Here is a 24,052-nt window from a genome sequence, read left to right on the forward strand (position 1 = left end):
CTGAGCTCATTTCAGGCCGCTGGTCGAGATTCCGGCGACGAAGTAGCGCTGCGCCAGGAAGAACACGACCGCGATCGGTAGCAGGGAGATGACGGCGCCCGCGAACAGCACCGCGTGGTCGGTGACGTGCTGTCCGGCGAAGAGCGCGAGACCGGCCGGCAGGGTCTGCATGGTGTTGTCGGTGCTCACCACGAGCGGCCAGATCAGGTCGTTCCAGAGGTTGGTGAAGTTGAGCAGGGCGACCGTCGCGATCGCCGGCTTGGCCAGCGGCAGGATCACCCGCCAATAGATGCGCAGGTGCCCGGCGCCGTCGATCCGGGCGGCCTCGTCCAGCTCCTTCGGGATGCTCATGAAGAACTGGCGGAACAGGAAGATGCCGAACGCGCTGGTCGCGCGGGGGAGGATCAGGCCCTGGTAGGTGTTGAGCCAGCCGAAGTGGAACAGCTCCATGAAGACCGGGATGAGGGTCACCTGGAACGGCACCATCAGGGTGACCAGCACCAGCCAGAACGCCACGGTGCGGCCGCGGAACTCCAGCCGGGCCAGGGCGTACGCGCACATCGAGTCGAACAGCAGGGTCAGCACGGTGGTGGCCCCGGCGAACAGCACGCTGTTGAGCAGCAGGCGCAGGAACGGCAGCTGCTGCCAGACACCCTGGTAGCCGTGCAGGGTCCACTCGTGCGGGATGAGGCTCGCGGTGTGCCCGTAGAGGTCCGCCTCGGTGCGGAACGAGCCGGCCACCGTCCAGATGATCGGCACGAGCGCCAGCAGCAGGCCGATCCCGACGTAGATCCACTTGAGCGATTTAGTCAGCATCGTTGTACCTGAAGATCCGTAGTTGCAGGGCGGAGACCAGCACGACCACGATGAACAGCACCCAGGAGGTGGCCGCCGCGTACCCGGTCTCGTAGTTGACGAACCCGTCCCGGTAGAGCTTGGTGACCAGCGTTTCGGTGTGGTCCAGCGGTCCGCCGCTGGTCATCACGTAGACGAGGTCGAACAGCTGCAGCGACTGCACGGTGACCATGAAGGTCACGAACAGCATCGTCGGGCGCAGCGCCGGCAGGGTGATCGAGCGCAGCGTCTGCAGGCGTCCCGCGCCGTCCAGCGACGCAGCCTCGTAGTGCTCACCCGGGATGGCCTTGAGCCCGGCCACCAGCACGATCATCACGAAGCCGGCGTTCTTCCAGACGTTCACGAAGATCACCGTGGGCAGCGCGAGCGCGGTCGACTGCAGCCAGTTGACCGGCTCCAGCCCGAGCGCCCTGGTCACGCCGCCGATCAGCCCGATGTCCGGGTCGAGCAGGAAGCGCCAGGTCATGCCGACGGTGGTCAGCGAGATGACGGTCGGGAAGAAGAACACCGACCGGATCACCCGGCTGACGACATTCTCCGACTGCAGGGCCAAAGCCAGACCAAGACCGATTACTACGAGTACGGCGGTGGAGGCGACCGTGATGATCAAGGTGTTGGCCAGCGCCCGCCGGAACTGCTCGTCGCCGAACAGCTTGGTGTAGTTGTCCAGGCCGGACCACGGCTGCTCGGCCGCGCCGATGGTCCAGTGGTGCAGGCTGTACCAGAGCGATCGGACGATCGGGAACAGCACGAACACGCCGAGGATCAGCAGGCTCGGGGCCATGAAGAGCCAGCCCACCGGGCCCCGGCCGCGAAGAGCGGCCGGGACCTTGCCGGCGAGCGTCGTCACTGCGTACAGCCAGTAAGTTCGTTGATTTTCTTGGCGGCGGTGGCGGCGGCGCCCGCGACATCTCCGTCCCGCGTCGCCGTCTGGATCAGCGGAACGTACGCGTCGGTGTCGACCTTGGTGGCGTTCGGCACCTGCGGCAGGTAGAGGCGGGCGTTGGACACCTGGCTCGCGAACACCGACACGGTCGGGTCGGCCTTGAGGTCGGCGTTGTCGCTCAGGTCGGTACGCAGCGGCGGGAAGCCGGTGCTCTTGGAGAACTTCAGCTGCGCGGTCTGGCTGGTCCAGTAGGCGAGGAACTGCTGCGCCTGCTGCGGGTGCTTGGTCTTGGCCGAGATCGCGAGCGGCGCGGTCGAGCCGAGGGTGACCGACTTACCGTCGGCGCCGGTCGGCACGGTGGCCAGGCCGAAGTCGACACCGGCGGTCTTGTAGCTGGCCGCGGCCCACGGGCCGTTGATCTCCATGGCCGCCTTGCCGGCCGAGAAGAGCGAGTCGGCCTCGGCGCCGCTGAGCCCGACCGGGGAGATCTTCTTGTCCTTGACCAGGTCGACCCACGGCTGCAGGCTCGCGATGCCGGCCGGGGTACCGACCACGCTGCAGTTGTTGCTGTCGACGATGTCGCCGCCGCTGAGCCACTGCAGGATCGGCCACATCTGGATGGTGTTGTTGTCCGCCAGCACCAGGCCGTAGTTGCCGCCGGTGGTCAGCTTGGCCGCTTGCTCCTGGAGCTCGGCCACCGTGGTCGGGGGCGTGCTGACCAGCTTCTTGTTGTAGTAGAGGCTCAGCGTCGCGTAGTTGGCCGGCACCGCGTACAGCTTGTCGTTGTAGGTGAACTCCTTGACCAGCTCGGCCGCGAGCTGGTCGGTGTTGACCTTGTCGTCGCCGGTGCCGGTGTTGGTGATCGGCAGCACCGAGTTCGTCTTGACGTACTGCGCGATCGCGTTCGGGTCGGACGACGGGGCGGCGATGTCCGGCCCCTGCCCGGTGACCCAGGCCGACGGTAGCTTCTGCTGAATGGTGTCCCAGGACATCTTGGTCATCGTGACCTTGATGTCCGGGTGTGCCGCGTTGAAGTCCGCGACGATCTCGTCGTAGCCGGGGGCGTCACCGCCGGTGAAGCCGGTCCACACGGTCAGGTCGACCGGTCCCGATGCCGAGCTGTCGTCGCTGTTGCCGCAGCCGCTCACCAGCAGCCCGGTCAGGGCGACGCTTGCCAGGGCGGCGAGGGCTCGCTTGTTTCTCATGGCTCTCCTTCGACTCCAAGCCGACCGGCTGAGTGACAGCCCAGCACGTCGGTGATCTTCATGTCGGCGTTCCAAGTCAATGAACATCTGCAGGTGGGACCTGCTTCATCGATTAAGCAGGAACATACGCGCCCGTTCCCTGCTGATCAAGGGTCTGTTACGGCGGTGTGACACGTTCTCGAAATTTGTGTACGACTGTCATACAATCCTGCACATGGATCTTGTCGCGGTGGTCACGGGTGCGGCGCGCGGTATCGGGCGCGAGGTGGTGGTCCGGCTGCGCGCCGGGGGATATCGGGTCGTCGCCGCCGACGTGTCGCCGGGGGTGGCCGACCTGGCCGAGGCCGGGTGGGTGGTGCCGGTCGTCGCCGACGTCACCGCCGGCGATGCGCCGGCCGCGGTGATCGGCCGGGCGGTCGACGAGTTCGGGCGGCTCGACCTGCTGGTCAACAACGCCGGGCGGTTCCTGCGCCGGCCGATCCTGGACACCGGCGACGACGACTTCGACCTGCTGTTCGGCATCAACGTGCGGTCGGCGTTCCGGTTCACCCGGGCGGCGCTGCCGCACCTCATCGCCGGCCACGGTTGCATCGTCAACACCGCGTCGATCTCCGGGCTCGTCGGGGTGACCAACCAGAGTGTGTACGCGATGACCAAGGGCGCGATCGTCCAGCTGACCCGGCAGTTGGCGATCGAGTGCGCACCCCTCGGCGTACGCGTCAATGCCGTCGCCCCCGGCGCCGTGGACACCGGATTCATGGACGAGGCCCGCGCGGCCGACCCGGACCCGGCGGCCAGTCTGGCGGTGACGCTGGGCAACCATCCGATCGGGCGGATGTCGACGCCGGCCGAGGTGGCGCGCGCGATCGTCTTCCTGGCCGCACCGGAGTCGGCCGGCATCACCGGTACGATCTTGAGCGTGGACGGTGGCTATGTCGCCCGCTGACTATCAGGTGACGATCGTCAAGTACGGCACCCGGCAGACGGTGCGCAGCGACGTCTACCTCAACTACCACCTGTACGGCGAGCCGGACGCCCCGATCGGCATGGACTACTTCTTCTGGGTCGTCCGCAACGCCGACCGCACGATCGTCGTGGACACCGGCTTCTCGGCGGCCGGCGGCGCCCGCCGCCAGCGCACCACCCTGATCGACCCGGCCGCCGCGTTCGAGGCGCTGGGCGTGACCGACCCGACGATCGTCGTCACCCACGCCCACTACGACCACATCGGCAACCTCGACCTGTTCCCGTCCGCGCCCGTGGTCATCGCGGCCGCCGAGTACGACTTCTGGACCGGCCCGCACGCGCATCGGGTGCTGCTGCACCACTCGGTGGAGGACGACGAGATCGACCACCTGCGGCAGCGCCGGTTGCAGACCTTCACCGGCGAGTTCGATCTGGCGCCCGGCGTGCGGGTGATCCAGCTGGGCGGGCACACGCCGGGCCAGAGCGTGGTGCTGGTCGACACGGCGGCCGGCCCGGTGCTGCTGGCCTCGGACGCGGTGCACTACTACGAGGAGTACGAGCGGAGCATGCCGTTCAGCCAGGTGTCCGCCCTGGTCGACATGTACGAGGGGTTCGAGCGCATCCGCTCGATGGTCGCGTCCGGCGAGGTGCGGCACCTGGTGTCCGGCCACGACCCGGACACCCTGGCCCGCTTCACCCCGGTCACCGGCCCGCTGGCCGGCCTGGCCGCCACCATCGGCTGACCCGTCGGCGTGGGTATGGTCGGGTGATGCCCGAGCTGGTGCGGCTGCACGCCGATCATGCCCCGGCGGTCCTGGCCTTCGAGACGGCGAACCGCGCCTACTTCGCCGCCTCGATCTCCGACCGCGGCGACGACTTCTTCACCGAGTTCACCGAACGCCACGCGGCGCTGCTGGCCGAACAGGAGGCCGGCACCTGCGCCTTCCACGTGCTGGTCACCGAGGACGGCACGGTGCTGGGCCGTTTCAACCTGATCGACATCGAGAACCAGACCGCAGTACTCGGCTACCGGGTAGCCCAGCAGGCCGCCGGCCGAGGCCTGGCAACCGCCACGGTTCTCGAACTGTGCCGCTTGGCCCCGGTCCAGTACGGACTGCACACGCTGCGAGCCGCCTCCGCCACCCAGAACGTCGCGTCCCAGAAGGTGCTGACCAAGGCCGGCTTCGTCCCGACCGGCCCGGCCGACCCGGCCCAACTCGGCGGCAAGCCAGGCAGTTGGTACCAGCGCGACCTTCGCCGTCCGCCCACATAGCGGCGCGGAGAAGCCGACGCCGACGAGCGCCCGCACCCACCGACGCCGACGAACAGGCCACGCTCAAGTCCAAATCGGTAGCGCAGACCGAATCCCTCGCCCGTCGCCGCCCCGTCGCCGCCTGTCGCCGCAGCCGGCCCTGCCGGGCGGCCGCCGAACACCTCCGGCGCCGGCCCACGAAGCCCGCCCGCCGCGCGTGATGCAGATGCGCGCGACCCAGATATGGCGCCTGCACTCGACCCGGCCGCGGCCTTAGGGCTGGCCCGCGCCCCCCGGTGCAGGCAGCTTGGTCTGGCTGCGCTTGGTTCGGCAGCGGCTGGTGCGGCCGCGCTTGGTCTGGCCGCGCTTGGTCTGGCCGCGCTTGGTCCGGATGGGCTTGGTCTGGCTGCGCTTGGTTCGGCAGCGGCTGGTGCGGCCGCGCTTGGTCTGGCCGCGCCTGGTCCGGATGGGCTTGGTCCGGATGGGCTTGGTCTGGCCGCGCTTGGTGCGGCAGCGGCGGGTGCGGCCGCGTTTGTTCTGGTCGCGCTTGGTCCGGACGGGCTTGGTTCGGGCGCGCGTGGTCTGGCAGTGGCGAGTGCGCGCGCCTGATTGGACCGCGCTTGGTCTGGTCGCGCTCGGTCCGGACAGGCTTGGTTCGGGCGCGTTTGGTCTGGCCGCGCTTGGTCCGGATGGGCTTGGTTCGGCCGTGCCTGAACCGGATGGGCTTGGTTCGGGTGCGCCTGTTCGGAACGGGATCGGTCGGGCCGCGGCTGGTCTGGCTGCGCGTGGTCTGGCTGTGCCTGGTCTGGCCGGACTTGGTCCGGGCACGGCTGGACCGGAGGGTGGGCGGCGATTCTGATTCCGGTTGGTTGTTTCGCTGGGTCGTGCTGCCCTGTGGGAGTCGGGGGCTGCCTGCACCTTTGCTCTGGCCGGGGCGGGGGCGATGCCGGCGGGCTGCTTGGAGGGGGCAGCGTCCGTGGTGGACGGTTGGGCGGAGTGGGTGCCTGCCCTGGGCGGTTGGGTGGAGTGGGTGCCTGCCCTGGGCGGTTGGGTGGTGCGGGTCGGTGGGCGGGTCTGGTTCAGGCCGTTTCGGCTTTCGTCGATCACCGGGGCCCGACTCGGATCGCGCGAACCGGCTTCCACCCGCCACTGCCTCTGCTCGTGTCGATGGGCCTTGCCCCAATCGCGGTGGCGTTGATGCTCGCGGCGGAACTCCTCGGCTATCGGAGAATAGTTTCTCGACGCGGTCGGGTCACGCATCGCCGCGATTTCCGATCGTGAGAACAATGACGTCTGCCGCATGCGAATATTATCTCGCCAAACCGCTCGGAAATCTGCCCCCGGATTTTCGTAGATCATGCCAAAATTGGCTCAAGGTGGAGGTGTCGGCCAGGCAACTTTTGTAGCGGCTCGCGCTTCTGGATTTCTTCGCATCAAGGCTATGGCGTTCGGAAATCTTTTAAGAATATTGTTAATTACGGCGGCGCGGAGTGGGTCAGGGGCGATGTTCTCCGTGGTTTCTGCCGCGATTGCCGGCTGCGCCGACGTCCATCACGCACACGCACACGCACACCCGCGGCCGGGGGCGTGGGCGGGGACGGGGACGGGGACGGGTCGAGGCTGAGTTCCTTGTGCAGATCATTGCCGGATGCGTGGCTGGGGAGTCTCTGGGCTGCGGGCTGCGGGTCTACCGTCGGTCCATCTCTTCGAGGAGGATCGGGGCGGAGGCGGTTACCGCGTGGATGCCCAGCACTGAGGCTATCTCCATTACCTCCAGGATTTCGCGGGCGGTTGCGCCGTATTCTATGGCGTTTTCGATGTGCAGTTTCAGGCCCTTTGTGTACAGGTGGGTCGCGGCCGTGTCGAAGGCTATGTAGACGAATTCCTTGATTTTTGGTTCCAGGGTGCCGGTGCGCCATGGCACGGACGAGAATTCGGTGTATGCGGCGAACAGCTCCGGATCCAGTTCCAGGATCTCGTCCCAGAACGGGTGCCAATAGCCGCGCGTACTCTCGAACTCGGTCTTGATTTTCTCCTGCTCCGGAGTCAGCGGAGTGGGGGCGGTTCGCAGGCCTTTTTCCTCCAGGACCTCCACCAGGATCGGCACGCCTAGGTTCATGGCGTGGATGCCCAGGGTGGCGGTCAGCTCCAGGACCTCCATGATCTCCTGTGGAGTTACGCCCAATTTCAGGGCGGCCTGGATGTGCTGGCGGACTCCGGGCAGGTACATGTGGGTGGCATTCGCGTCTATCGCTATGTAGATGAGTTCTTTGACCTTTGGGTCCAGCACGCCGTGGCGCCATGGCACGGCGGAGAAATTCAGGTAGGCCAGGAGGAAATCGGGATCCAACTGGAGTACGGCGTCCCACGTGGCGCTCCAGGTACCCCGTACCCGGATGAACTCGTCTTTGATCTCTTCCGGGGTCATCGTGGTGCCTTTCGCAGCCAGTTCACTATTTCGGTGTGGTCGGCGGTGGGAGCCAAGGCGGTGGCGGCCAGGGACCACAGATCGGCGGCCGCCTGGCCCAGGGGATCGGGGGTGCCTACCTCGGCGGCCAGGTCGACGGCTATCCGCATGTCCTTGAGCATCAGGCGTAGGCCGAAGCCCGAGTCGAAGGTGCCGGGCAGCACGAAGTTGGGCCATTTGTTCTCGGTGGAGCCGCTGCGGCCGCTGGAACCGTTGAAGATCGCCAGCATGACCTCGGGGTCGAGGCCGAAACGCTCGCCGGCCAGCATCGCCTCGCTCGTGACCAGCAGGTGGGTGGCGGACATCAGGTTGTTCAGAGCTTTGACGGCGTGGCCGCTGCCGACCGTGCCGGCCCGGGTCGTCGTGCCGAGGATCGACAGGACCGGTTCGACGCGGTCGAGGTCGGCCGAGTCGCCGCCGGTCATGATCGTCAGCTTTCCGGTGCGAGCCCGGGCGACGCCGCCGGAGACCGGCGCGTCGACAAGCGTGAGGCCGCGCGCTTTCAGGGCGGCCGCGAGCGCCCGCGTGCGAAGCGGCTCCGACGAGCTCATGTCGACGACGATCGCGCCGGTTCGGTCGCGGACCCCAGCCTCGTGGATGGCGCCGGCGTTCGCCTCCGCAGCGTCGCGGGGGGAGGCGTGCGCGGCGTCGCGGATGGCTGCGGGCGCAGCGTTGCTGGTGACTGCCGCCATGATCTCTTCGGCTGTTGCCTCGACTATGTCGGAGTTCGGGAGCATCAGGATGATGACGTCGGCGTCGCGGATCGCCTCGGGGATGCTGGTGGTGGCGATGCCGCCGGCTTCGGTCAATGCCCGGCGGGGCGGCTCGGCTACGTCGAAGCCCTGCACCCGGTGGCCGGCCTCGATCAAGCGTGCCGACATCGGGCCGCCCATGTTGCCGAGGCCGATGAAGGCGACCGTCATTCGGTCACCTCCTCGGCCCAGCGGGTCTTGCCGAGGGAGATGGCGGTGTGCGACATGGTGGAGTCGGCGGTGGCGCCGTGCCAGTGCTTCTCGCCGGGCGGTACCCACACCGTGTCGCCGGCGGTGATCTCGCGTGGGTCCTGGCCGGCGGTGCAGATCAGGCCGCGGCCGGTCAGCACCTGCAGGATCTGGCCGTAGTCGTGGGTGTGCCAGAAAGTACGGGCGCCGGGCGTGAAGAACACCGTGGTGATGGTGGTTCCGTCGGTGGCCGGCAGCACGGGGGTGAACCACGCCTCGCCGGTCACCGTGGACGGCCGCTGCTCGGACGGGCCGTGCCCGCGCGCGATCTTCATGAGTTCTCCTGCAGGCGTACGCCGCCGGAGAGGTCCCCGATGGCGTCGACGACGGTGTTGCTGATCTCGTCGGCGTAGCCGAGCGCCCGCGCCATGCCGAAGCTGGCCACCGGGCCGGCCGCGTTGAGGCTCGCGACGCCGAGCTTCGCCGCCAGCGCGACGTAGAGGTTGACGTCCTTGAGCATCAGGCTGTTGGTGAGCCCGCCCTTGAGGTAGTCGCCGTGCACGATCTTCGGGAAGCGGTTGAGGGTGGCGAAGTTGACGCCGGAGCTCGCGTTGAGCACGGCCAGCAGCACGTCGAGGTCGATCCCGGCCTTGCGGCCCGCCACCATCACCTCGGCGGTGGCGGCCAGCGCGGTCGCATTGAGGAAGTTGTTGAGCAGCTTCACCGTGTGCCCGGCCCCGCTCGGGCCGCAGTGGAAGATCTGCGCGGCGACCAGGTCGAGCACCGGCCGGGCCTGGTCGAGCGCGTCGAGGTCGCCGCCGACCATCAGGGTGAGCGCGCCCTTCTCGGCCGCCGCGGCGCCGCCGGAGATGCCGGCGTCCAGGTAGGACGCCCCGCGCGCGGCGAGCAGCGCGTGCAGCCGGGTTGTCGAGTCGGGGGCGGCGGTGGACAGGTCGACCACGATCTGGCCGGGCCGGGCGTGTGCGAGCACCCCGTCGTCGCCGAGCACCACCGACTCGACGACGTGGCTGTCGGGCAGGGACAGCAGGACGATGTCGCTGCCGGCGGCCACCTCGCCGATCGAGCCGGCCGCCTTCGCCCCGGCGGCGGCGACGTTCTCCGCGGCGAGGTCGTAGCCGAGCACCGGATGGCCGGCCCGCACGATGCAGGCGGACATCCGGCCGCCCATGTTGCCGAGTCCCGCGAAGCCGATCCTCATTTCAGGAGGAGCCCTTCGGCGTTGAGGCCGAACAGCTGCCGGATGTCGGGTTCGGGCAGGCCGGCGTCGAGCAGCCCGCGGGCCGCGCGGCGGTAGAGGGTGACCGGCAGCGGGTTGGTCTTCTGGCCGGAGTCGGACGAGATGATCGTCTGCCCGATGCCGACCTCCTTGATGAACGTCAGCAGCTCACCGAGATCGCGCCGGCGTTCGGGCCGGCCGAAGTACATGATCGCGCAGTGCTCGATGAACACGCCCTGGCGGGCCCACGCGACGGCCTGTTCGACCGAGGCGCCGACCACGAAGACCGGGTGGTTAACCACGATTCGGTTTACGCCGGCTTCGCGCGCGGCGCTGATCAGGGCGGATGACTCGGTTATGCCGAGGTGCCCACACGTCAGCACGGCATCTTCGGCGGCGATCACCGAAAGGATGTCACGCACCGAAGGGAGCACGGCGCCGTCCTCGTCGAGGATCGTGATGATCTCGTTGGGGCGCAGGTCGACCTCGGGGGTCGGGAAGCCGGTGTCGTGGTTCTCGTGGTGGCTGACGTGCGCGGCCGAGGAGAGCGTCGGGAACCAGACCATCCGGCCACCCATCCGCAGAGCAAGCTCCACCGCGTACGGGTTGAGGCCGCCGACCGTGCGGTTGAGGGCGATCCCGCCGTACACCTCGGTGGAAAGCCCTTCGAGACCGGCCGAGCGCAGGGCGAGGATGTCGGTGACCATGCTGTGGTGGTGGGATTTGGCGACGATGGCCCGGAAGCCGAAGTCGGACGCGTCCCGGGCGGCGTCGAGGATGCTCATCCGCCGCGGGAACGGGCTGGGCCCGGGGTGCTGGTGCAGGTCGACCGCGCCGACCAGCAGGGCATCGGCCTCCGGGTCGGGAACGAGACGGTCCTCGTCGGCGGACGGGTTGAACGGGTAGTCGACGGTGGTCACGCTGATCTCCTCAGGGGGTTTTACTCGGCGACCAGAACCTGGTCCTCGGGACGCCAGTGCGTGACGACCCGGGACCCTGGTGCGAGGGACGCCGGTGCGCCGACCGGCAGCACGGCGCAACCGGCCGCGCCGTCGCCGAACGCGAGTTCGATCCGGTGGAACGTGCCGTAGAAGGACACGTCGGTGACTTCGGCCGGGGCGGTGTTGTGGCCGGTCGGCACGGACTGCTCGTCCCCGGCGATCACGAGGCGTTCCGGCCGCACGATCAGGTGGCCGTCGTCCGGGAAGACGCCGGCCCACTTGCGGTCGTGCCAGGCGTAGACGTCATTGCCGAGACGCTTGCCGGCGAAGACGTTCGACTCGCCGAGGAATTTCGCCACGAATGACGTGGTGGGCCGGTGGTAGAGATCGGTCGGCGTGCCGAGCGCGACGATCTTGCCGTGGTTGAAGATGGCGATCCGGTCGGAGAGCGTCATCGCCTCGTCCTGGTCGTGCGTGACGAAGACGAAGGTCAGGCCCAGCTCCTGGTGGAGTCGCTTGATCTCGCGCTGCAACGACTGCCGCAGCTTGCGGTCGAGCGCGCTGAGCGGCTCGTCGAGCAGCAGCACGCTGGGCGCGAAGACCACCGCCCGGGCCAGCGCCACCCGCTGCTGCTGCCCGCCGGAGAGCTCGTGCGGCCGGCGGTTGCCCATCCCGGCCAGGTCGACCAGCTCCAGGGCGTTGCCGACCAGCGTGGCCGACTCGGTGGCCGGGACCTTGCGTTCGCGCAGCGGGAACGCGATGTTCTGCGCGACCGTGAGGTGCGGGAACAGCGCGTAGTTCTGGAACACCATGCCGAAGTTGCGCCGGTGCGGTGGCATCCGGGTGATGTCGGTGCCGTTCAGCTCGATCCGGCCGGCGGTGGGCTCGGTGAACCCGACGATCATGTTGAGCGTCGTGGTCTTGCCGGAGCCGCTCGGGCCGAGCAGCGTGATGAACTCGCCCGGCTCGATGGCGAGGTCGATGTGGTCGACGGCCGGCGGCTCGGCGTTGCCGTACCGCTTGACGAGACCGCTCAGGTCGAGCCGGCCGCCGGTCTTCGGGGAGTTCATCGCTTGCCTCGGTTTCCGCGCCGCGCGCCGGCGATCTGGGCGAACAGGATGGGAACGCTGACCAGGACGACCATCAGGCTCGACGCGGCCGAGATGGTCGGGTCGATCTGGACGGTGACGCTGTTGAACATCTGCACCGGCAGCGTGATCGCGCCCGGCGCCTGCAGGAACAGGGCGATGACCACCTCGTCCAGCGACGTCACGAACGCCAGCACGGCGCCGGACAGGATGCCCGGCAGGACCAGCGGCAGGGTCACCCGGCGGAACGCGTTGACCGGGTGCGCGCCGAGGCTCGCCGCCACCCCGGTGAGGCGGCCGTCCATGCCCTGCAGCCGGGCGGTCACCGCGATCACCACGAACGGCACGGCCAGCGCGGTGTGCGCCAGGATGATCCCGATCAGCGTGCCGTTGAGGCCGAGCCGCAGCGCGACCGAGAAGACCGCCAGCGCGACCAGGATGTGCGGGACGATCATGGGGGAGAGCAGGAAGCCGTTGACCGGGCCGCGCCATCGCGAGCTCAGCCGGGCCAGGCCGAACGCGGCCGCCGTGCCGAGCAGGGTGGCCAGCAGCGCGGTGAAGAAGCCGACCTGCAGCGAGTTGAGGATCGACGCGACCCACTCCGGCGAGGTGAACAGCTCGTGGTACCAGCGCAGCGACCAGCCCTGCGGCGGGAAGCGGAACGTCTGGGTCGACGAGAAGCTCATCGGGATGACCACCAGGGTCGGCGCGACCAGGAGGAACCCGACGACCGTGGTGTAGATGCGCAGCCACGGGCGTACCTCGGAAGCCTTCTCCGACCTGGCCGGCGCCACCAGGCCGGTCACCGCGCCGGCCATCCGCCGGCTCAGGCCGAGCACGACGAGCGTCACCACGAACAGGAACATGCCCATCGCGCCGGCGCCGCCGAAGTCCAGCAGCTCCTTGGTCCGTACGTTGATGACCTGGGCGATCATCGCGTTGCGGGTGGAGCCGAGCAGCGCCGGCGTCACGTAGAAGCCGAGCGCGAGCACGAACGCCAGCGACATGCCGGCCAGCACACCCGGGCGGGCCAGTGGCAGGTAGACCCGGCGGAACGCGCGGTATTTCGGGGCGCCGAGGCTCTGCCCGGCCGCGACCAGCCGGCCGTCGATCTGCTCCATCGCGGTGTACATGGGCAGCACCAGGAACGGCAGCAGCACCTGGGTCATCGAGATGCCGACGGCGAGGGTGGTGCCGAGCAGGGTGACGTTGCCGAAGCCGAGGAACCGCAGGATGTCCTGCACCACGCCGCCGTCCTGCATGAGGACCAGCCAGGCGAAGTTGCGGGCCAGCATGCTCGTCCAGAACGGGACGAGCACCACGGTCACCAGTACCGCGCGCATCATCGGGCCGGCCAGCGTCATCGCGTACGCGTAGGGGAAGGCCAGCAGCCCGCCGACGACCGCGACGGTGAATGCGACGACCAGCGTGCGGCCGAGCACCTTCAGCGTGTAGCCGTCGGTGAACAGCGAGGTGTAGTTGCCCAGCCCGGCCGACGGCTCGGTGAAGCTGTCGACGACCACGTTCACCAGCGGGACGACGAACAGGATGACCAGCGCGACCAGGGCCGGCAGCAGGAGCAGCCACCCGGGCCGGGTGCGGCGGGCCGGCACCCGCCGCGGGGGCGCCTCGCGCGTGATGGTCGGCGCGGCCATCGTCAGCCGACCTTCCAGCTCGTCCAGCGCTTGGTCAGCGCGTCGGTGTTCGCGATCCACCACTGCTTGTCCTGCTCGATGGTCTTGCCGCGGTCGGGCAGGAACGCGTTGAACTTCTTCTGGATGTCGGAGTAGCCGACCGTGTTCAGGTCGATGTCGGGCCGGCTCGGCGCGGTGCCGGTGAGCTTGGCGTAGGCGACCGACTGGGCCGGCTCGGTGACGAACGCGAGCATCTGCTGGGCGAGCGCCTTGTGCGGCGCGCCCTTCGGGATGACCAGCGCGCCGATGTCGGTGGTGTTGAAGTCCCAGACGGGGACCAGGTTGGCGCCGCTCTGCGCCGACACGATGGTCCGGGCGGTGACCGTGATGACCATCGCGGCCTGCTTGTCCACCAGCATCTGCTGGATCTGGCCGTAGCTGGCGGCGAAGACGAGCGAGCTCTTGATGGTGTCGATCTTCTTGAACGCGCGGTCGAGGTCGAGCGGGTAGACCTGGTCCGGCGGGACCCCGTCGGCGACGAGTGCGGCCTCGAACAGCCCGGCCTTGGGGTAGTCGTAGACGACCCGCTTGCCCGGGAAGTTCTTGGTGTCGAAGAAGTCCTTGATCGAGGTCGGTTTCGCGCCGGGGAAGAGGTCGGCGTTGTAGCTGAAGACGTTGGCGTAACGGTAGGTGGGGACGAAGCAGTCACCGGTCGTACCCGGCGGGAATTTGCTGCGGTCGAGCGCCGGGTCGTCGAGCTTCTCGAACAGCTCGCCGCAGTAGGCGCCGGCGTAGATCCAGCTCATGTTGGCCAGATCCCAGATCGTCTTGCCGGCCGCCACCATGGTCTTGACCTGGGACTGCTCGGCCGGGCTGATGTTGGTGAAGACGGTGCCGGTCTTCGTGGTGAAGGGCACCTGGAGCGCGGTCTTCTCGTCCTCCTGGAACTGACCGCCGGTGCTGGCCCAGGTGAGCTTGTTCGCCGACCCGCTGTCGCCGGAGTCGCCGCCCACGCCGCAGGCCGCCAGGAGAAGGGTGCTTGCCGTTATCAAGGTCAGGAAGCGGTGTGTCCTCATTGTCATCGCCTTTTCCGGCTCACGGTGATCCAGGGCCGGGACCCCCGGCCCTCGTCGGCTTGATATGTCAGTCCGTCGGGCTGACCATGCGGCGGCTGATCCGTTCGGCGCCTTGCAGGAGGGCGCGCGCCACCGCGCTGTCGATTTCCTCGGGTACGAATTGGGCGATGCCGACCACGGCCAGCGTCGCCACGAGCCGGCCGGACGGATCGAGGACCGGGGTCGCCACGGCGCTGACGCCGTTGGCCTGACTGACCCGGACCACGATGCCCGTGCGGCGCGCCTCCTCGAGCTCCGCCTCGGTCGCGTTCACCGGCGGCGCCCCCTCGCGGAACCGGTAGTACGACCTGTTGCGGTAGGCCCAGAAGACAACCGTCTGCGCGGCGTCCGGCCCGAGCAGGCTGCCGACCGCGATCGAGACGTGCGCGGTGCGGCTCGAATCCTCGCGGACCTGCGCCACCACGGGGCTGTGGCCGTTCCAGACGCTGAGCACCACCGTGTGGCGCATGCTCACGCTGATCTCCTCCATGACCGGGCGGGCCAGGTCGAGAACCCCGAGCCGGGACAGGGCCATGGTGCCGAGCTCGGCGAGCAGGACGCCGAACTCGTAGCGGTTACGGTCGCGGCGCTGCAGGAGGCCGTGGTTCTCCATCGACGCCAGGTAGCGGTGGGCGGTCGACTTGCCGACGCCCAGCTCCTCCGCCGCCGACACCAGGTCGATGGTGTCGTGCGCGGCGAGCAGCCGCAGCAGCTGGACGACCCGCGCCACCACCTGAAGGTCTCCGCTGGCGATCTCCATCGGTGCCTCCTGAGGTTTCGGGGCCGTCCCGCAATGCGGGGTGGTCATCCGGCTATCCGGTACCGAGGAATGTAGGTGATCCATCCCGACGCCTGTCAAGAGGTGAACTCGATTTCGATGAGACTTCCCGGAAGTTAAATGTCCAGGGTGGTCAGGGGTTCCCAGGTGATGGCATGATTGTATGATTGCCCGACAATCTTTCGAGTCGGGAGACAACATGCGCGGACTTGCCGGAAAGGTCGCCGTCGTCACCGGCGCGGCCGGAGGGATCGGCGCGGCCACCGCGCGACGACTGGCCGACGAGGGCGCGCACGTCGTCGCGGTCGACCTCGACGCCGGCCGCGTCGAAGACCTCGTCAAAACCCTGGCCACCGAGGGACTCGCGGTCCGTGCGGACGTCTCGGCCGAAGCCGGCATTGATGAGTACGCCGCGGCAGCCGTCGCCCGCTTCGGGCGCATCGACCTGCACCACCTCAACGCCGGCATCCCGGGCTCGTTCGCCACCCTGCCCGAGCTGAGCGCCGACGAGTTCGACAAGGTGATGGCGGTCAACGTCCGCGGTGTCTTCCTCGGCGTGCGCGAGGCGTTCCGGCGCTACGCGACCCAGGACGGCGGCGGCAGCATCGTGCTCACCGGCTCGATCGGCAGCCTGCGCGGCAGCGCCGACCTGCTCGCCTACCAGACCTCCAAGCACGCCGTGCTCGGGCTGCTGCGCGGGGCCGCGATGTACGGCGGGCCGATCGGGGTGCGGGTCAACGCGGTCGCCCCCGGCATCGTGCCGACCGACCTCTTCGCCGCCACCCCGGACGTGCCCGGCGGTAAGGACGACATGGCGCGTCGGGCGTCGGCCACGCCGCTGCGCCGGGCCGGCACCGGCGACGAGGTGGCCGGGGTGGTCGCGTTCCTGCTCAGCGACGACGCGTCCTACATGACCGGCGAGGTGGTCTCGGTCGACGGCGGCGCCAGCATCGTGAGCGTGGTCCGGCCGTCGGGCGGCGCCGGTGCCTGGGACTTCGCCGCCTACGACCGGACCCTCTACGGCTCCTAGCCGGTCACCGGCTGGGGTGCGGTGACGCCGATGTCGGTGTGCACGTCGATCACCACCGGGCGGCCCGCGTCGAGCGCGGTGTCCAGGGCCTTGGCCAGGTCGCCCGGGCGGTCCACCCGGATGCCGAGCGCGCCCATCTCGTCGGCGATCCGGGCGAAGTCCACCTCCCGATAGGTCCAGAGCTCCCGGGACTTCTCGGTCGGCTCCCCGCCGTACGCCCGGTCGAAGCCCCTTTTGCTCTGGTTTCCGCCGTTGTTGTTGTTCACGACGGTGACCAGGTTGATGCCGCGGCGGGCAGCCGTCTCGATCTCGCCGAGGTGGTAGTAGAGGCCGGCGTCGCCGGTGAACGCGACCACCGGGCGGTCCGGGGCGCCGCACTTGGCGCCGAGGCCGGCCGAGAATGCCCAGCCCAGGTGGCCGGCGCTGCGCAGATAACCCTGGCGCGGTGAGGTCGTGTCGTGGAACTGGGCCATCCACATGCCGGCGTGCCCGGTGTCGGTGACCAGGACCGCGTCGGCGGGCAGGGCGGCGGTCAGCTCGGCGGCGATCCGCTCGGGCCGGATCGGCACCGCGTCGCTGGTCAGGACGTCGCGATAGCGCTCCTGCCAGTCTTTTTTGAGCCGCTGCACCTCGGCTTGCCACTCATTGCGCTCCGTTGGCACGGACAGGGCGGCCATGCGGGTGAGTGCCTGCTTCGCGTCGGCGGCGATGAACGCGCGCAGCGGGTAGTTGCGGCCCAGGTGCGACGGCTCGATGTCGATCTGGATCGCCGGGGTGCCGATCGGCGGCACCGCCCAGAAGTGCGTGGTCATGCCGCCGGTGCGGGTGCCGATGAAGCAGACCAGGTCGGCGCGGTTGACGATCTGGTTGGCGCACTCGCGCGAATAGGTGCCGACCACGCCGGCCGACAGCGGATGCGTCCCGGGGAACGTGTCCTTGCCGTTCGCCGACGTCGCGACCGGGATGCCCAGCTTCTCGGCCAACGCTGTCAATACAGCGCCCGCGCCGGAGGCCCGCACGCCGCCGCCGGCCACGATCACCGGGCGCTCGGCCTCGGCCAGCAGTCGCAGCACGGCTTTCATGTCGTCGTCGTGCGGCGCGGGCCGGATCGGCGGCACCTGGCCGAAGATCGGTTCGACCAGCGGCTCGGCGTCGGTCTCGGCCAGGTCGAGCTGGCCCTCGTTGCCCTGGATCTGCAGGTGGACCGGGCCGGGCGCGCCGGTCGTCGCGACCCGGAACGCCTGCCGCAGCATGTCCGGGAATCGGTCGGCGTCGTCGATGGTCGCGTTGAGCTTGGTCACCGGATCGAACGCGGGCAGGTCGTCGATCTCCTGGTAGACCTGCCGGAACTTGGTCGCGGGGGAGCGGCCGCCGGTCAGCGCGATCACCGGCGAACCGGCCAGGAACGGCTCGCGCAGCCCGGCCGCCAGGTTGAGCGCGCCGACGATCTGCGCCATCGCGATGCCGGGGCGGCCGGAGACCCGGGCGTAGCCGTCGGCCATGTAGACCGCCGACTTCTCGCCGTGGGTGACGACCCGCTGCACGTCCGGGTGGTGCAATTCCAGCTCGGCCAGGGTGCGCCGCAGGATGGCCGGCACGCCGAACACGTGGGTGACGCCGTAGCCGGCGAGCATGTCCGCGACGACGCGGGCCGCTCTCATGCGGCCGGCGCCTCTGCCCCGACCTCCTGGATCACCCGCTCGGCGAGCCGGAACGACTCGAGGGCGGCCGGGGCGCCGCAGTAGACCGCGGTCTGCAGCAGCACCTCCTGGATCTCGGCGACGGTGCAGCCGTTGCGCAGCGCGCCGCGGACGTGCACCGAGAACTCGTGCGGGCGGTTGAGCGCGGTCAGCATGGCCAGGTTGAGCAGGCTGCGGGTGCGGCGGTCGATGCCGTCGCGCGACCAGACGTCGCCCCAGCAGCTGGCCGTCACGAACTCCTGAAGGACGCGGGTGAAGTCGGTGGCCTGCGCCAACGATCGGTTCACGTGCGCGTCGCCGAGCACTTCCCGCCGGACCCGGTTGCCGCGCTCGAGGCGGCCGTCGTCGTCACTCATGCGTGGAAGCGTACGACGATCATACAATCTGCGGGAAGACTCAGCCTTCCTTTTCGAGGGCGATCAGGCCGGATCGGCCCGCCTCCTCGACGTGCCTGGCGCACGCCGCGGCGGCCGCGTCCGGGTCGTTCGCCTCGACCGCGGCGACGATCGCGTGCAGCTCTTCAAGGCTGTGCGCGAGGCGGCCCTCGACCGACAGGGAGAGCGAACGCAACACGCTGACCCGGGCGTGCAGGCCGGCCACCACCGAGCGCAGCGCCTCGTTGCCGCCGCCGGTGAAGATCACGTCGTAGAACGCGTCCTTGGCGGCGAGGATCGGCTGACCCTTGGCGGCGAGCCGGTCGATCTTCTCCAGCGCGCGGCCCAGAGCCTTGCGCTGCGCGGGCGTCGCGTTCTCGCAGAACAGCCGGCCGGCCAGCGCTTCGAGGGCCGAGCGCACCTGGTAGAGCTGGCGCGCCTCCTCGGCGCTGACCATGGTGACCACGGTGCCCTTGTTGGGGATCGCGGTGACCAGGCCCTCGGCGGCGAGCTCACGCAGCGCCTCGCGGATGCTGGTGCGGGAGACGCCGGTGAGCTCCACCAGCTCCCGCTCGATCAGCCGCTGACCGGGCGCGAGCCGGCGGTCGATGATGGCCTGACGGAGGTTGTCGAGGACCTGCGAACGGATGAGTGCCGGGGCCCGTTCGACGCGAAGCGCATTGGTCTGAGTCACCGCCCGCCCCTTCTCTTCTGCCGGCTTGTCCGGTGGCTTCTCCGGTGGTGCGACCATCGTAGCGGTTGTCTCAGATCGTATGACGATGCTACATTCTCGAAACCCAAAATCCCTTGTGAGGAGCCATCATGGCGCGCTTGGGTTTCGCTCGTAAACTGGCTTCGGCGGACCGATGCCTGTTCGGTACGTGGGTCAAGATCCCGGCCTTGGAGCCGATCGAGATCCTGGCCGACGCCGGTTTCGACTACATCGTGATCGACCAGGAGCACGCGCCCCTGACATTCGAGTTCGCCTACCAGGCGACCGTCGTCGCCCAGGGCGCGGGCATGTCGGTGGTCGTCCGGGTGCCCGACCGCAGCGGCAGCCACCTGCAGCGGCTGCTCGACGCCGGCGTCGACGGCATCCTTGTCCCGCGGGTCACCTCGGTCGACGAGGCGACCGCTGCGGTCCGGCAGATGATGTTCTCGCCCGGCGGCGACCGCGGCATCGGCATCACCTCCCGGGCCGGCCGGTGGGGCGGCCTCGACCGGGCCGAATACCTGCGCTTCGGCGACGAGGAAGTGATGCGGGCCGTCCAGCTCGAGGAGCGGGCCGCGATCGAGGCGGTCGACGACATCCTCGACGTACCCGGCCTCAACGGGGTTTTCCTCGGCATGGGCGACCTGCAGCTGTCGTCCCGGTTGCCGGCCTCCGACCCCGAGTTGCAGAAGCTCGTCGACAAGCTGCTGTCGGCCGCGCAGGCGCGCGGGATCCCGGCCGGCACCGCGGTGCAGACCGCCGCGCAGGCGCGCGAGGCCGCCGACCGCGGCTACCGCTACGTGATGGTCAGCAACGACACCAGCCTGCTCCGGTCCGCCGCCGTCTCGATTCGCTCATCTCTCTAGGAGCCCCCCATGGCGTACGACCCCACCGATCTGCGTTCCACGCTGCCGGCCGCCAAGCCGGCCGTGCCCGAACGCTTCTCCGGCTCCGAACACGTCAAATTCCGCGACCTGCCGCCGGTCGAGAAGACCGGCGAGATCTCCACCTGGTACGCCCGCGGCCAGAACTTCGTCGTCGGCTACTCGGACCTGGACGGCTCGGCTTCCTTCCGCCGACAAGACCAACCTGATGAGTACGTCGTGCTTCTCGCCGACGACAACCTGTCCGCCACGGTCGGGGACCTCACGGTGACCGGCAAGACGATGCTCGTGATCCCGCCCGGCGACAGCACCGTGACGATCACCGGCCAGGGCCGGGTGCTGCGCCTGCTCACCACTCGCTCCGCGGACGTCGCCGCGCTCGCCGCCAACGCGAGCTCCTACGACGAGCCGCACGAGAACATCCCGCCGTTCCAGCCCTGGCCCGACCCGCCGGGCGGCTTCAAGATCCGGGCGTACGACCTGACCGTCCCGCCCCTGGCCAACCCGCCGTTCCGGCTGTTCCGGTGCACCACCTTCATGGTCAACTTCATCGACCCGAAGCAGGGCCCGCGCGACCCCGCCAAGCTCTCCCCGCACACCCACGACGACTTCGAACAGTGCTCGATCGTGCTGGCCGGCGAATACATCCACCACCTCCGCTGGCCGTGGACCACCAACAAGGCGAACTGGCGCGCCGACGAGCACGAGCGGGTGGTGGCGCCGGCCGTCACGGTGATCCCGCCGCCGTCGCAGCACACCAGCGAGGCGGTCGCCCCCGGCACGAACCATCTCATCGACGTGTTCTCCCCACCCCGCGCCGACTTCTCGGCCATGGAGGGCTGGGTCTTCAACGCCGACGAATACCCGGCACCATGATCCGGGTCGCGATCATCGGCGCCGGCCTGGGCGGCATCGCGGCCGCCGTCAAACTGCGCCGCAACAAGAACGTCAGCTACACGATCTTCGAGCAGTCCACCGGGGTCGGCGGCACCTGGTTCGACAACCGGTACCCGGGCTGCGAGGTCGACGTGCACTCACACGCGTACTCGTTCTCCTTCCTCACATACGACTGGCCACGAACCCACGCCACCCAGCCGGAGCTCCTCGCGTACGCCGAGCACGTGGTCGATCATTTCGGGCTGCGGCCACATCTGCGGCTCGGCACCCGGGTGACCGACCTGGTCTGGGAGGAGTCGACGAGCAGCTACACGCTGTCGACGGAGCACGGCGACACCGAGGTCTTCGACGTCGTCATCTCCGCGTTGGGGCTGCTCAGCGTGCCGCGCTACCCCTCGTGGCCGGGCCTGGACACCTTCGAGGGCCCGTGCTTCCACACCTCGCGCTGGGAAGAACACGACCTGACCGGCAAGACCGTCGCGGTCGTCGGCACCGGCTCGACCGCGGTCCAGATCGTTCCGGCGATCGCACCGGCGGCCGGTCAGGTTTACGTTTATCAGCGCGAGCCCGGCTGGGTCGAACCCAAGAACGAGCACGACTTCACCGCACGCCAGCGCTGGATATTCCGCAACGTGCCGCTCGCCCAGCGCCTGAACCGAGCGTGGATTTTCCACAAGGGCAACCGCCGTTTCCGCGGCTACGACACCGGTTCCGGTCGCCAGCAACGAATGCGAGCGCTCTGCGAGCGTTTTATAACCACGACGATCAAAGACCCGATTACGCGTACGGCCGTGAAGCCCGACTATCCATGGGGTTGCAAACGCCCGATCCTGTCGTCCAATTTTTACCCTTCACTGAACCGCGACGACGTCGAGCTGGTGCCGCACGCGGTGTATCGGGTTACGCCGACCGGCCTGATCGACGCGACCGGGACCGAGCGTCAGGTCGACGTTCTGGTCCTGAGCACCGGCTTTCAGCCCACCAAGTTCTTGGCCGGCATCGACGTGAAAGGTCGCGACGGCCGGGGCATCCATGACGTTTGGCGGGAGCGGGCCAGCGCCTTCATGGGCATCACGGTCCCGGGCTTTCCTAACTTCTTCATCCTGTACGGCCCGAACACCAACGGCGGCGTCTCCGTCATCGCCCAGTTGGAGCGCCAGGCCGAAGTGGTCGCCGGCGCCGTGCGCCGCCTTTCCCGCGGCCGTCGCCGAAGCATCGACACCTCACCCGAGGCGGCTCGCCGCTTCGTTGCGTGGGTCGATCGCAAGCTCGCCACCAGCGCATCTGCGATGAATGCGGGGTGCCACAACTACTACCACGATCCCTCGGGGCACAACGTCACGCAGTGGCCCGGTGGGCATCTTGCCTATGCTTTGGCCACTCGCTTTGTCGCTCGATTCGGGCTGCGGATTCGCTGACGTCACCACGTACCCGACCGTGGTCGAGCTGCTGTCCCGGCTCACCGGCTCCGGCGACCAGAACACGCGTAGCACTCTCGCCACCCGCTACTGGGGTGACGCTGGGACGGCTGAGGGCCGGGGGTGACCACGCTGGGCGGTAAAGCATCTATGCCCTGCGTGGTCACCCCCGGCCCTCAACCTCGCGGGGGAGCACCTGACGGGTAGGACTCTGGTTCCTCGCTGGTGGGTGGCTGATGGGGCTGGGCGGTCCCCTTTTGCGCTGTGGTCTGGCTGCCGCGCTGTGGTTGATCCGGGCGGGGAGGTCGGGCAGGCCCGGCTTTGTGGTGGCCCATGCGAACATTCCGCGCCGGTTGCGCTTGACGCTGGGAATGGAACCTTGCCGGCATTTCGAGAAGGCTGTGCCGCTGCCCACTCACTCCGGGACGGCGACAATGGCGTCCGGCGTGCTTCCTCGAGTCGCGGATCAGGGGCTTCATCCAGTTCCCGCTGCGACCTAGCTTCAGCCCAACTTCCGCTCCGGCCGCGGAGTTGCGCTTACCCGGCGGTCAGCCGCCGCCGAGGAGCGCGAGGAGCGCGTCGCCGGGGGTGGCCGCCGAGTATGCGCTGTATGCCACCACGGTCAGCAGCAAGGTCGCGGTGACCGCCAGGGTGATGCTGAGTGCCTTGCGCATGAACCCGGCCCGCGCGGATCCGGCGCGGCGCCGCCGCCACAGGATCGCGCTCGCCAGGGCGGTTGCCAGCACCACCGTGCCGGCCGCCGCGGCCAGCACCCAGTGGTACCGCTCCACCTCGCCGAGCAGGACCGGCAACGCGGGCGGACCGCCGTGTGGGCCGGGCGGCCGGTTCACGCTGTCGCGCACCTCGTGCAGGGTCCGGGTGAGGTCGCCGCTGTGTGGTCCGCCGCTCAGCAGCGGTAGCAACGCGACCAGCGGCACGGCGGTCGCCTGGATGTTCAGCAGCAGCAGTCCCACCGCCAGGGTCGCGAAGCTGGTCGCGGTGATGGCGCCCAGCGCCCGCGCGCCTCCGCTTCGCAGATATCCGCGCCACAGAGCGGCGGCCAGCAGCACGAACACGATGAGCATCAGGGCGCTGATCGCCACCTTGATCGCGTGCCATCGGAACCAGTAGTCGACCAGTCTCGCCAGCAGGGCCGGGTACTCCGGCCCGTTGCCCTGCCAGAACTCGACGAGGCCGCGACTGACCCCGTCCCGCAGCGCGGCCTCCTGCCGGAACGACCCGTACCGTCCGCCGAGCAGGGCGGCGGGGGCGAACACGAACGCCACCATCGACGCGACACCGGCGGCCACCAGCAACCCGATCACGGGACGCGAACTCCATCGAGTCTTGCGCATGGACGCCATCCCATCGCCCGGGGCGCCGCTCGCGCATCTGTCCGGAGACCCACTCGCGGCGGTCGCGACTCGGACGAACGGCCGAGGACGCGCAGCCGGGCGCCCATCCTCGAGGCCGGCCGTGGCGGTTTGTTTGCCCGGACCGGGGAGCGAGACGGTCGTCAGCTCTGGGTTTCACCCTTCAACTCAACCCCTGGCCGGCTCTGGTTACGGCCGTGGTTCGGGAAAGGCGTGGGGGTGGCTGGGGTTTTGCTTCTCTGCTCTCTTGGAGCTTTGTGTTGACGGTTGATGGGGGCTTTGGTGGTTTTAGGGGAGTG

General features: G+C 69.0%; 24 protein-coding genes. 8 read left to right on the forward strand and 16 right to left on the reverse strand.

What is annotated here, in order from left to right:
* Positions 1-6 precede the first annotated feature (6 nt).
* The 3 genes from Adu01nite_RS41070 to Adu01nite_RS41080 are packed head-to-tail and all read right to left on the reverse strand — an operon-like array spanning position 7 to position 2,946.
* Positions 7-816: a carbohydrate ABC transporter permease gene (locus tag Adu01nite_RS41070; protein WP_203734768.1), complete on the reverse strand. Its 810-nt coding sequence runs from the start codon at positions 814-816 to the stop codon at positions 7-9.
* A complete protein-coding gene (locus tag Adu01nite_RS41075; protein ID WP_239133098.1) occupies positions 806-1,705 on the reverse strand; it encodes a carbohydrate ABC transporter permease in 900 nt (299 codons plus the stop codon). The genes Adu01nite_RS41070 and Adu01nite_RS41075 overlap by 11 nt, the downstream gene beginning before the upstream one ends.
* Positions 1,702-2,946: a sugar ABC transporter substrate-binding protein gene (locus tag Adu01nite_RS41080; protein ID WP_203734769.1), complete on the reverse strand. Its 1,245-nt coding sequence runs from the start codon at positions 2,944-2,946 to the stop codon at positions 1,702-1,704. Before Adu01nite_RS41080 ends, Adu01nite_RS41075 begins: the two co-directional genes overlap by 4 nt.
* 214 nt (positions 2,947-3,160) lie before the next feature.
* On the opposite strand from Adu01nite_RS41080, the gene Adu01nite_RS41085 reads away from it, so the two are divergent.
* From Adu01nite_RS41085 to Adu01nite_RS41095, 3 genes are read left to right on the forward strand one after another with little or no spacing between them, the layout of a single operon-like run.
* Positions 3,161-3,892, forward strand: coding sequence for an SDR family NAD(P)-dependent oxidoreductase (locus Adu01nite_RS41085; protein WP_203734770.1), 732 nt, complete (start codon positions 3,161-3,163; stop codon positions 3,890-3,892).
* Positions 3,879-4,655, forward strand: coding sequence for an N-acyl homoserine lactonase family protein (locus Adu01nite_RS41090; RefSeq protein ID WP_203734771.1), 777 nt, complete (start codon positions 3,879-3,881; stop codon positions 4,653-4,655). Before Adu01nite_RS41085 ends, Adu01nite_RS41090 begins: the two co-directional genes overlap by 14 nt.
* Positions 4,656-4,681: 26 nt before the next feature.
* Entirely contained in the window at positions 4,682-5,185 is a 504-nt protein-coding gene (locus tag Adu01nite_RS41095) for a GNAT family N-acetyltransferase (protein WP_203734772.1), read from the forward strand.
* A gap of 1,666 nt (positions 5,186-6,851) precedes the next feature.
* On the opposite strand, the gene Adu01nite_RS41100 is transcribed toward Adu01nite_RS41095, so the two are convergent.
* The 9 genes from Adu01nite_RS41100 to Adu01nite_RS41140 form a co-directional block, all read right to left on the reverse strand.
* A complete protein-coding gene (locus Adu01nite_RS41100; protein ID WP_203734773.1) occupies positions 6,852-7,592 on the reverse strand; it encodes a carboxymuconolactone decarboxylase family protein in 741 nt (246 codons plus the stop codon).
* The gene (locus Adu01nite_RS41105; protein WP_239133099.1) at positions 7,589-8,662 is read right to left on the reverse strand and encodes an NAD(P)-dependent oxidoreductase; all 1,074 of its coding nucleotides are present in this window, start codon (positions 8,660-8,662) and stop codon (positions 7,589-7,591) included. Before Adu01nite_RS41105 ends, Adu01nite_RS41100 begins: the two co-directional genes overlap by 4 nt.
* Positions 8,551-8,907 carry a cupin domain-containing protein gene (locus Adu01nite_RS41110; RefSeq protein ID WP_203734774.1) on the reverse strand — a complete coding sequence of 119 codons (357 nt, stop codon included), beginning with the start codon at positions 8,905-8,907 and terminating at the stop codon, positions 8,551-8,553. The genes Adu01nite_RS41105 and Adu01nite_RS41110 overlap by 112 nt, the downstream gene beginning before the upstream one ends.
* Complete coding sequence (locus Adu01nite_RS41115) at positions 8,904-9,791, reverse strand: NAD(P)-dependent oxidoreductase (protein WP_203734775.1); 888 nt, start codon at positions 9,789-9,791, stop codon at positions 8,904-8,906. Before Adu01nite_RS41115 ends, Adu01nite_RS41110 begins: the two co-directional genes overlap by 4 nt.
* Entirely contained in the window at positions 9,788-10,729 is a 942-nt protein-coding gene (locus Adu01nite_RS41120; protein WP_203734776.1) for a DUF6282 family protein, read from the reverse strand. Before Adu01nite_RS41120 ends, Adu01nite_RS41115 begins: the two co-directional genes overlap by 4 nt.
* 20 nt (positions 10,730-10,749) lie before the next feature.
* A complete protein-coding gene (locus tag Adu01nite_RS41125) occupies positions 10,750-11,820 on the reverse strand; it encodes an ABC transporter ATP-binding protein (RefSeq protein WP_203734777.1) in 1,071 nt (356 codons plus the stop codon).
* Entirely contained in the window at positions 11,817-13,493 is a 1,677-nt protein-coding gene (locus tag Adu01nite_RS41130; protein ID WP_203734778.1) for an ABC transporter permease subunit, read from the reverse strand. Before Adu01nite_RS41130 ends, Adu01nite_RS41125 begins: the two co-directional genes overlap by 4 nt.
* Positions 13,494-13,495: 2 nt before the next feature.
* On the reverse strand, positions 13,496-14,548 hold the full coding sequence (locus Adu01nite_RS41135) for an extracellular solute-binding protein (protein ID WP_203734779.1): 1,053 nt from the start codon (positions 14,546-14,548) through the stop codon (positions 13,496-13,498).
* A gap of 67 nt (positions 14,549-14,615) precedes the next feature.
* Positions 14,616-15,347, reverse strand: coding sequence for an IclR family transcriptional regulator (locus tag Adu01nite_RS41140; RefSeq protein WP_203734780.1), 732 nt, complete (start codon positions 15,345-15,347; stop codon positions 14,616-14,618).
* A 217-nt stretch (positions 15,348-15,564) separates the two neighbouring features.
* Between Adu01nite_RS41140 and Adu01nite_RS41145 the strand changes: the two genes are divergently transcribed.
* Complete coding sequence (locus tag Adu01nite_RS41145) at positions 15,565-16,395, forward strand: SDR family NAD(P)-dependent oxidoreductase (protein ID WP_203734781.1); 831 nt, start codon at positions 15,565-15,567, stop codon at positions 16,393-16,395.
* On the opposite strand, the gene Adu01nite_RS41150 is transcribed toward Adu01nite_RS41145, so the two are convergent.
* The 3 genes from Adu01nite_RS41150 to Adu01nite_RS41160 are packed head-to-tail and all read right to left on the reverse strand — an operon-like array spanning position 16,392 to position 19,163.
* Positions 16,392-18,056 (reverse strand): thiamine pyrophosphate-binding protein, encoded by a 1,665-nt coding sequence (locus Adu01nite_RS41150; RefSeq protein WP_203734782.1) that lies wholly within the window; start codon positions 18,054-18,056, stop codon positions 16,392-16,394. The genes Adu01nite_RS41145 and Adu01nite_RS41150 overlap by 4 nt on opposite strands.
* Positions 18,053-18,451, reverse strand: a complete 399-nt coding sequence (locus Adu01nite_RS41155; protein WP_203734783.1) for a carboxymuconolactone decarboxylase family protein — start codon at positions 18,449-18,451, stop codon at positions 18,053-18,055. The genes Adu01nite_RS41150 and Adu01nite_RS41155 overlap by 4 nt, the downstream gene beginning before the upstream one ends.
* A 40-nt stretch (positions 18,452-18,491) precedes the next feature.
* The gene (locus Adu01nite_RS41160) at positions 18,492-19,163 is read right to left on the reverse strand and encodes a GntR family transcriptional regulator (RefSeq protein ID WP_203734784.1); all 672 of its coding nucleotides are present in this window, start codon (positions 19,161-19,163) and stop codon (positions 18,492-18,494) included.
* Positions 19,164-19,291: 128 nt separating this feature from the next.
* Between Adu01nite_RS41160 and Adu01nite_RS41165 the strand changes: the two genes are divergently transcribed.
* The 4 genes from Adu01nite_RS41165 to Adu01nite_RS41180 are packed head-to-tail and all read left to right on the forward strand — an operon-like array spanning position 19,292 to position 22,507.
* The gene (locus tag Adu01nite_RS41165) at positions 19,292-20,047 is read left to right on the forward strand and encodes an HpcH/HpaI aldolase family protein (RefSeq protein WP_203734785.1); all 756 of its coding nucleotides are present in this window, start codon (positions 19,292-19,294) and stop codon (positions 20,045-20,047) included.
* A gap of 9 nt (positions 20,048-20,056) precedes the next feature.
* Positions 20,057-20,941, forward strand: coding sequence for a cupin domain-containing protein (locus Adu01nite_RS41170; RefSeq protein ID WP_203734786.1), 885 nt, complete (start codon positions 20,057-20,059; stop codon positions 20,939-20,941).
* Positions 20,938-22,380: a flavin-containing monooxygenase gene (locus tag Adu01nite_RS41175; RefSeq protein ID WP_203734787.1), complete on the forward strand. Its 1,443-nt coding sequence runs from the start codon at positions 20,938-20,940 to the stop codon at positions 22,378-22,380. Before Adu01nite_RS41170 ends, Adu01nite_RS41175 begins: the two co-directional genes overlap by 4 nt.
* Positions 22,349-22,507: a hypothetical protein gene (locus Adu01nite_RS41180; RefSeq protein ID WP_203734788.1), complete on the forward strand. Its 159-nt coding sequence runs from the start codon at positions 22,349-22,351 to the stop codon at positions 22,505-22,507. Before Adu01nite_RS41175 ends, Adu01nite_RS41180 begins: the two co-directional genes overlap by 32 nt.
* 421 nt (positions 22,508-22,928) lie before the next feature.
* Here the strand turns inward: Adu01nite_RS41180 and Adu01nite_RS41185 are convergent, their stop codons facing one another.
* Positions 22,929-23,735: a hypothetical protein gene (locus Adu01nite_RS41185; RefSeq protein WP_239133100.1), complete on the reverse strand. Its 807-nt coding sequence runs from the start codon at positions 23,733-23,735 to the stop codon at positions 22,929-22,931.
* Positions 23,736-24,052 lie beyond the last annotated feature (317 nt).

The organism is Paractinoplanes durhamensis (assembly GCF_016862175.1).
GTDB classification, from domain to species: domain Bacteria; phylum Actinomycetota; class Actinomycetes; order Mycobacteriales; family Micromonosporaceae; genus Actinoplanes; species Actinoplanes durhamensis.

Bases quoted from the DNA above. Each gene is read 5' to 3' on its own strand.
- Adu01nite_RS41130 (WP_203734778.1), bottom strand. From the start codon at position 13,493: ATGGCCGCGCCGACCATCACGCGCGAGGCGCCCCCGCGGCGGGTGCCG.
- Adu01nite_RS41150 (WP_203734782.1), bottom strand. From the start codon at position 18,056: ATGAGAGCGGCCCGCGTCGTCGCGGACATGCTCGCCGGCTACGGCGTC.
- Adu01nite_RS41095 (WP_203734772.1), top strand. From the start codon at position 4,682: ATGCCCGAGCTGGTGCGGCTGCACGCCGATCATGCCCCGGCGGTCCTG.
- Adu01nite_RS41175 (WP_203734787.1), top strand. From the start codon at position 20,938: ATGATCCGGGTCGCGATCATCGGCGCCGGCCTGGGCGGCATCGCGGCC.
- Adu01nite_RS41085 (WP_203734770.1), top strand. From the start codon at position 3,161: ATGGATCTTGTCGCGGTGGTCACGGGTGCGGCGCGCGGTATCGGGCGC.
- Adu01nite_RS41090 (WP_203734771.1), top strand. From the start codon at position 3,879: ATGTCGCCCGCTGACTATCAGGTGACGATCGTCAAGTACGGCACCCGG.
- Adu01nite_RS41070 (WP_203734768.1), bottom strand. From the start codon at position 816: ATGCTGACTAAATCGCTCAAGTGGATCTACGTCGGGATCGGCCTGCTG.
- Adu01nite_RS41170 (WP_203734786.1), top strand. From the start codon at position 20,057: ATGGCGTACGACCCCACCGATCTGCGTTCCACGCTGCCGGCCGCCAAG.
- Adu01nite_RS41185 (WP_239133100.1), bottom strand. From the start codon at position 23,735: ATGCGCAAGACTCGATGGAGTTCGCGTCCCGTGATCGGGTTGCTGGTG.
- Adu01nite_RS41140 (WP_203734780.1), bottom strand. From the start codon at position 15,347: ATGGAGATCGCCAGCGGAGACCTTCAGGTGGTGGCGCGGGTCGTCCAG.
- Adu01nite_RS41080 (WP_203734769.1), bottom strand. From the start codon at position 2,946: ATGAGAAACAAGCGAGCCCTCGCCGCCCTGGCAAGCGTCGCCCTGACC.
- Adu01nite_RS41165 (WP_203734785.1), top strand. From the start codon at position 19,292: ATGGCGCGCTTGGGTTTCGCTCGTAAACTGGCTTCGGCGGACCGATGC.
- Adu01nite_RS41100 (WP_203734773.1), bottom strand. From the start codon at position 7,592: ATGACCCCGGAAGAGATCAAAGACGAGTTCATCCGGGTACGGGGTACC.
- Adu01nite_RS41110 (WP_203734774.1), bottom strand. From the start codon at position 8,907: ATGAAGATCGCGCGCGGGCACGGCCCGTCCGAGCAGCGGCCGTCCACG.
- Adu01nite_RS41135 (WP_203734779.1), bottom strand. From the start codon at position 14,548: ATGAGGACACACCGCTTCCTGACCTTGATAACGGCAAGCACCCTTCTC.
- Adu01nite_RS41155 (WP_203734783.1), bottom strand. From the start codon at position 18,451: ATGAGTGACGACGACGGCCGCCTCGAGCGCGGCAACCGGGTCCGGCGG.
- Adu01nite_RS41145 (WP_203734781.1), top strand. From the start codon at position 15,565: ATGCGCGGACTTGCCGGAAAGGTCGCCGTCGTCACCGGCGCGGCCGGA.
- Adu01nite_RS41125 (WP_203734777.1), bottom strand. From the start codon at position 11,820: ATGAACTCCCCGAAGACCGGCGGCCGGCTCGACCTGAGCGGTCTCGTC.
- Adu01nite_RS41115 (WP_203734775.1), bottom strand. From the start codon at position 9,791: ATGAGGATCGGCTTCGCGGGACTCGGCAACATGGGCGGCCGGATGTCC.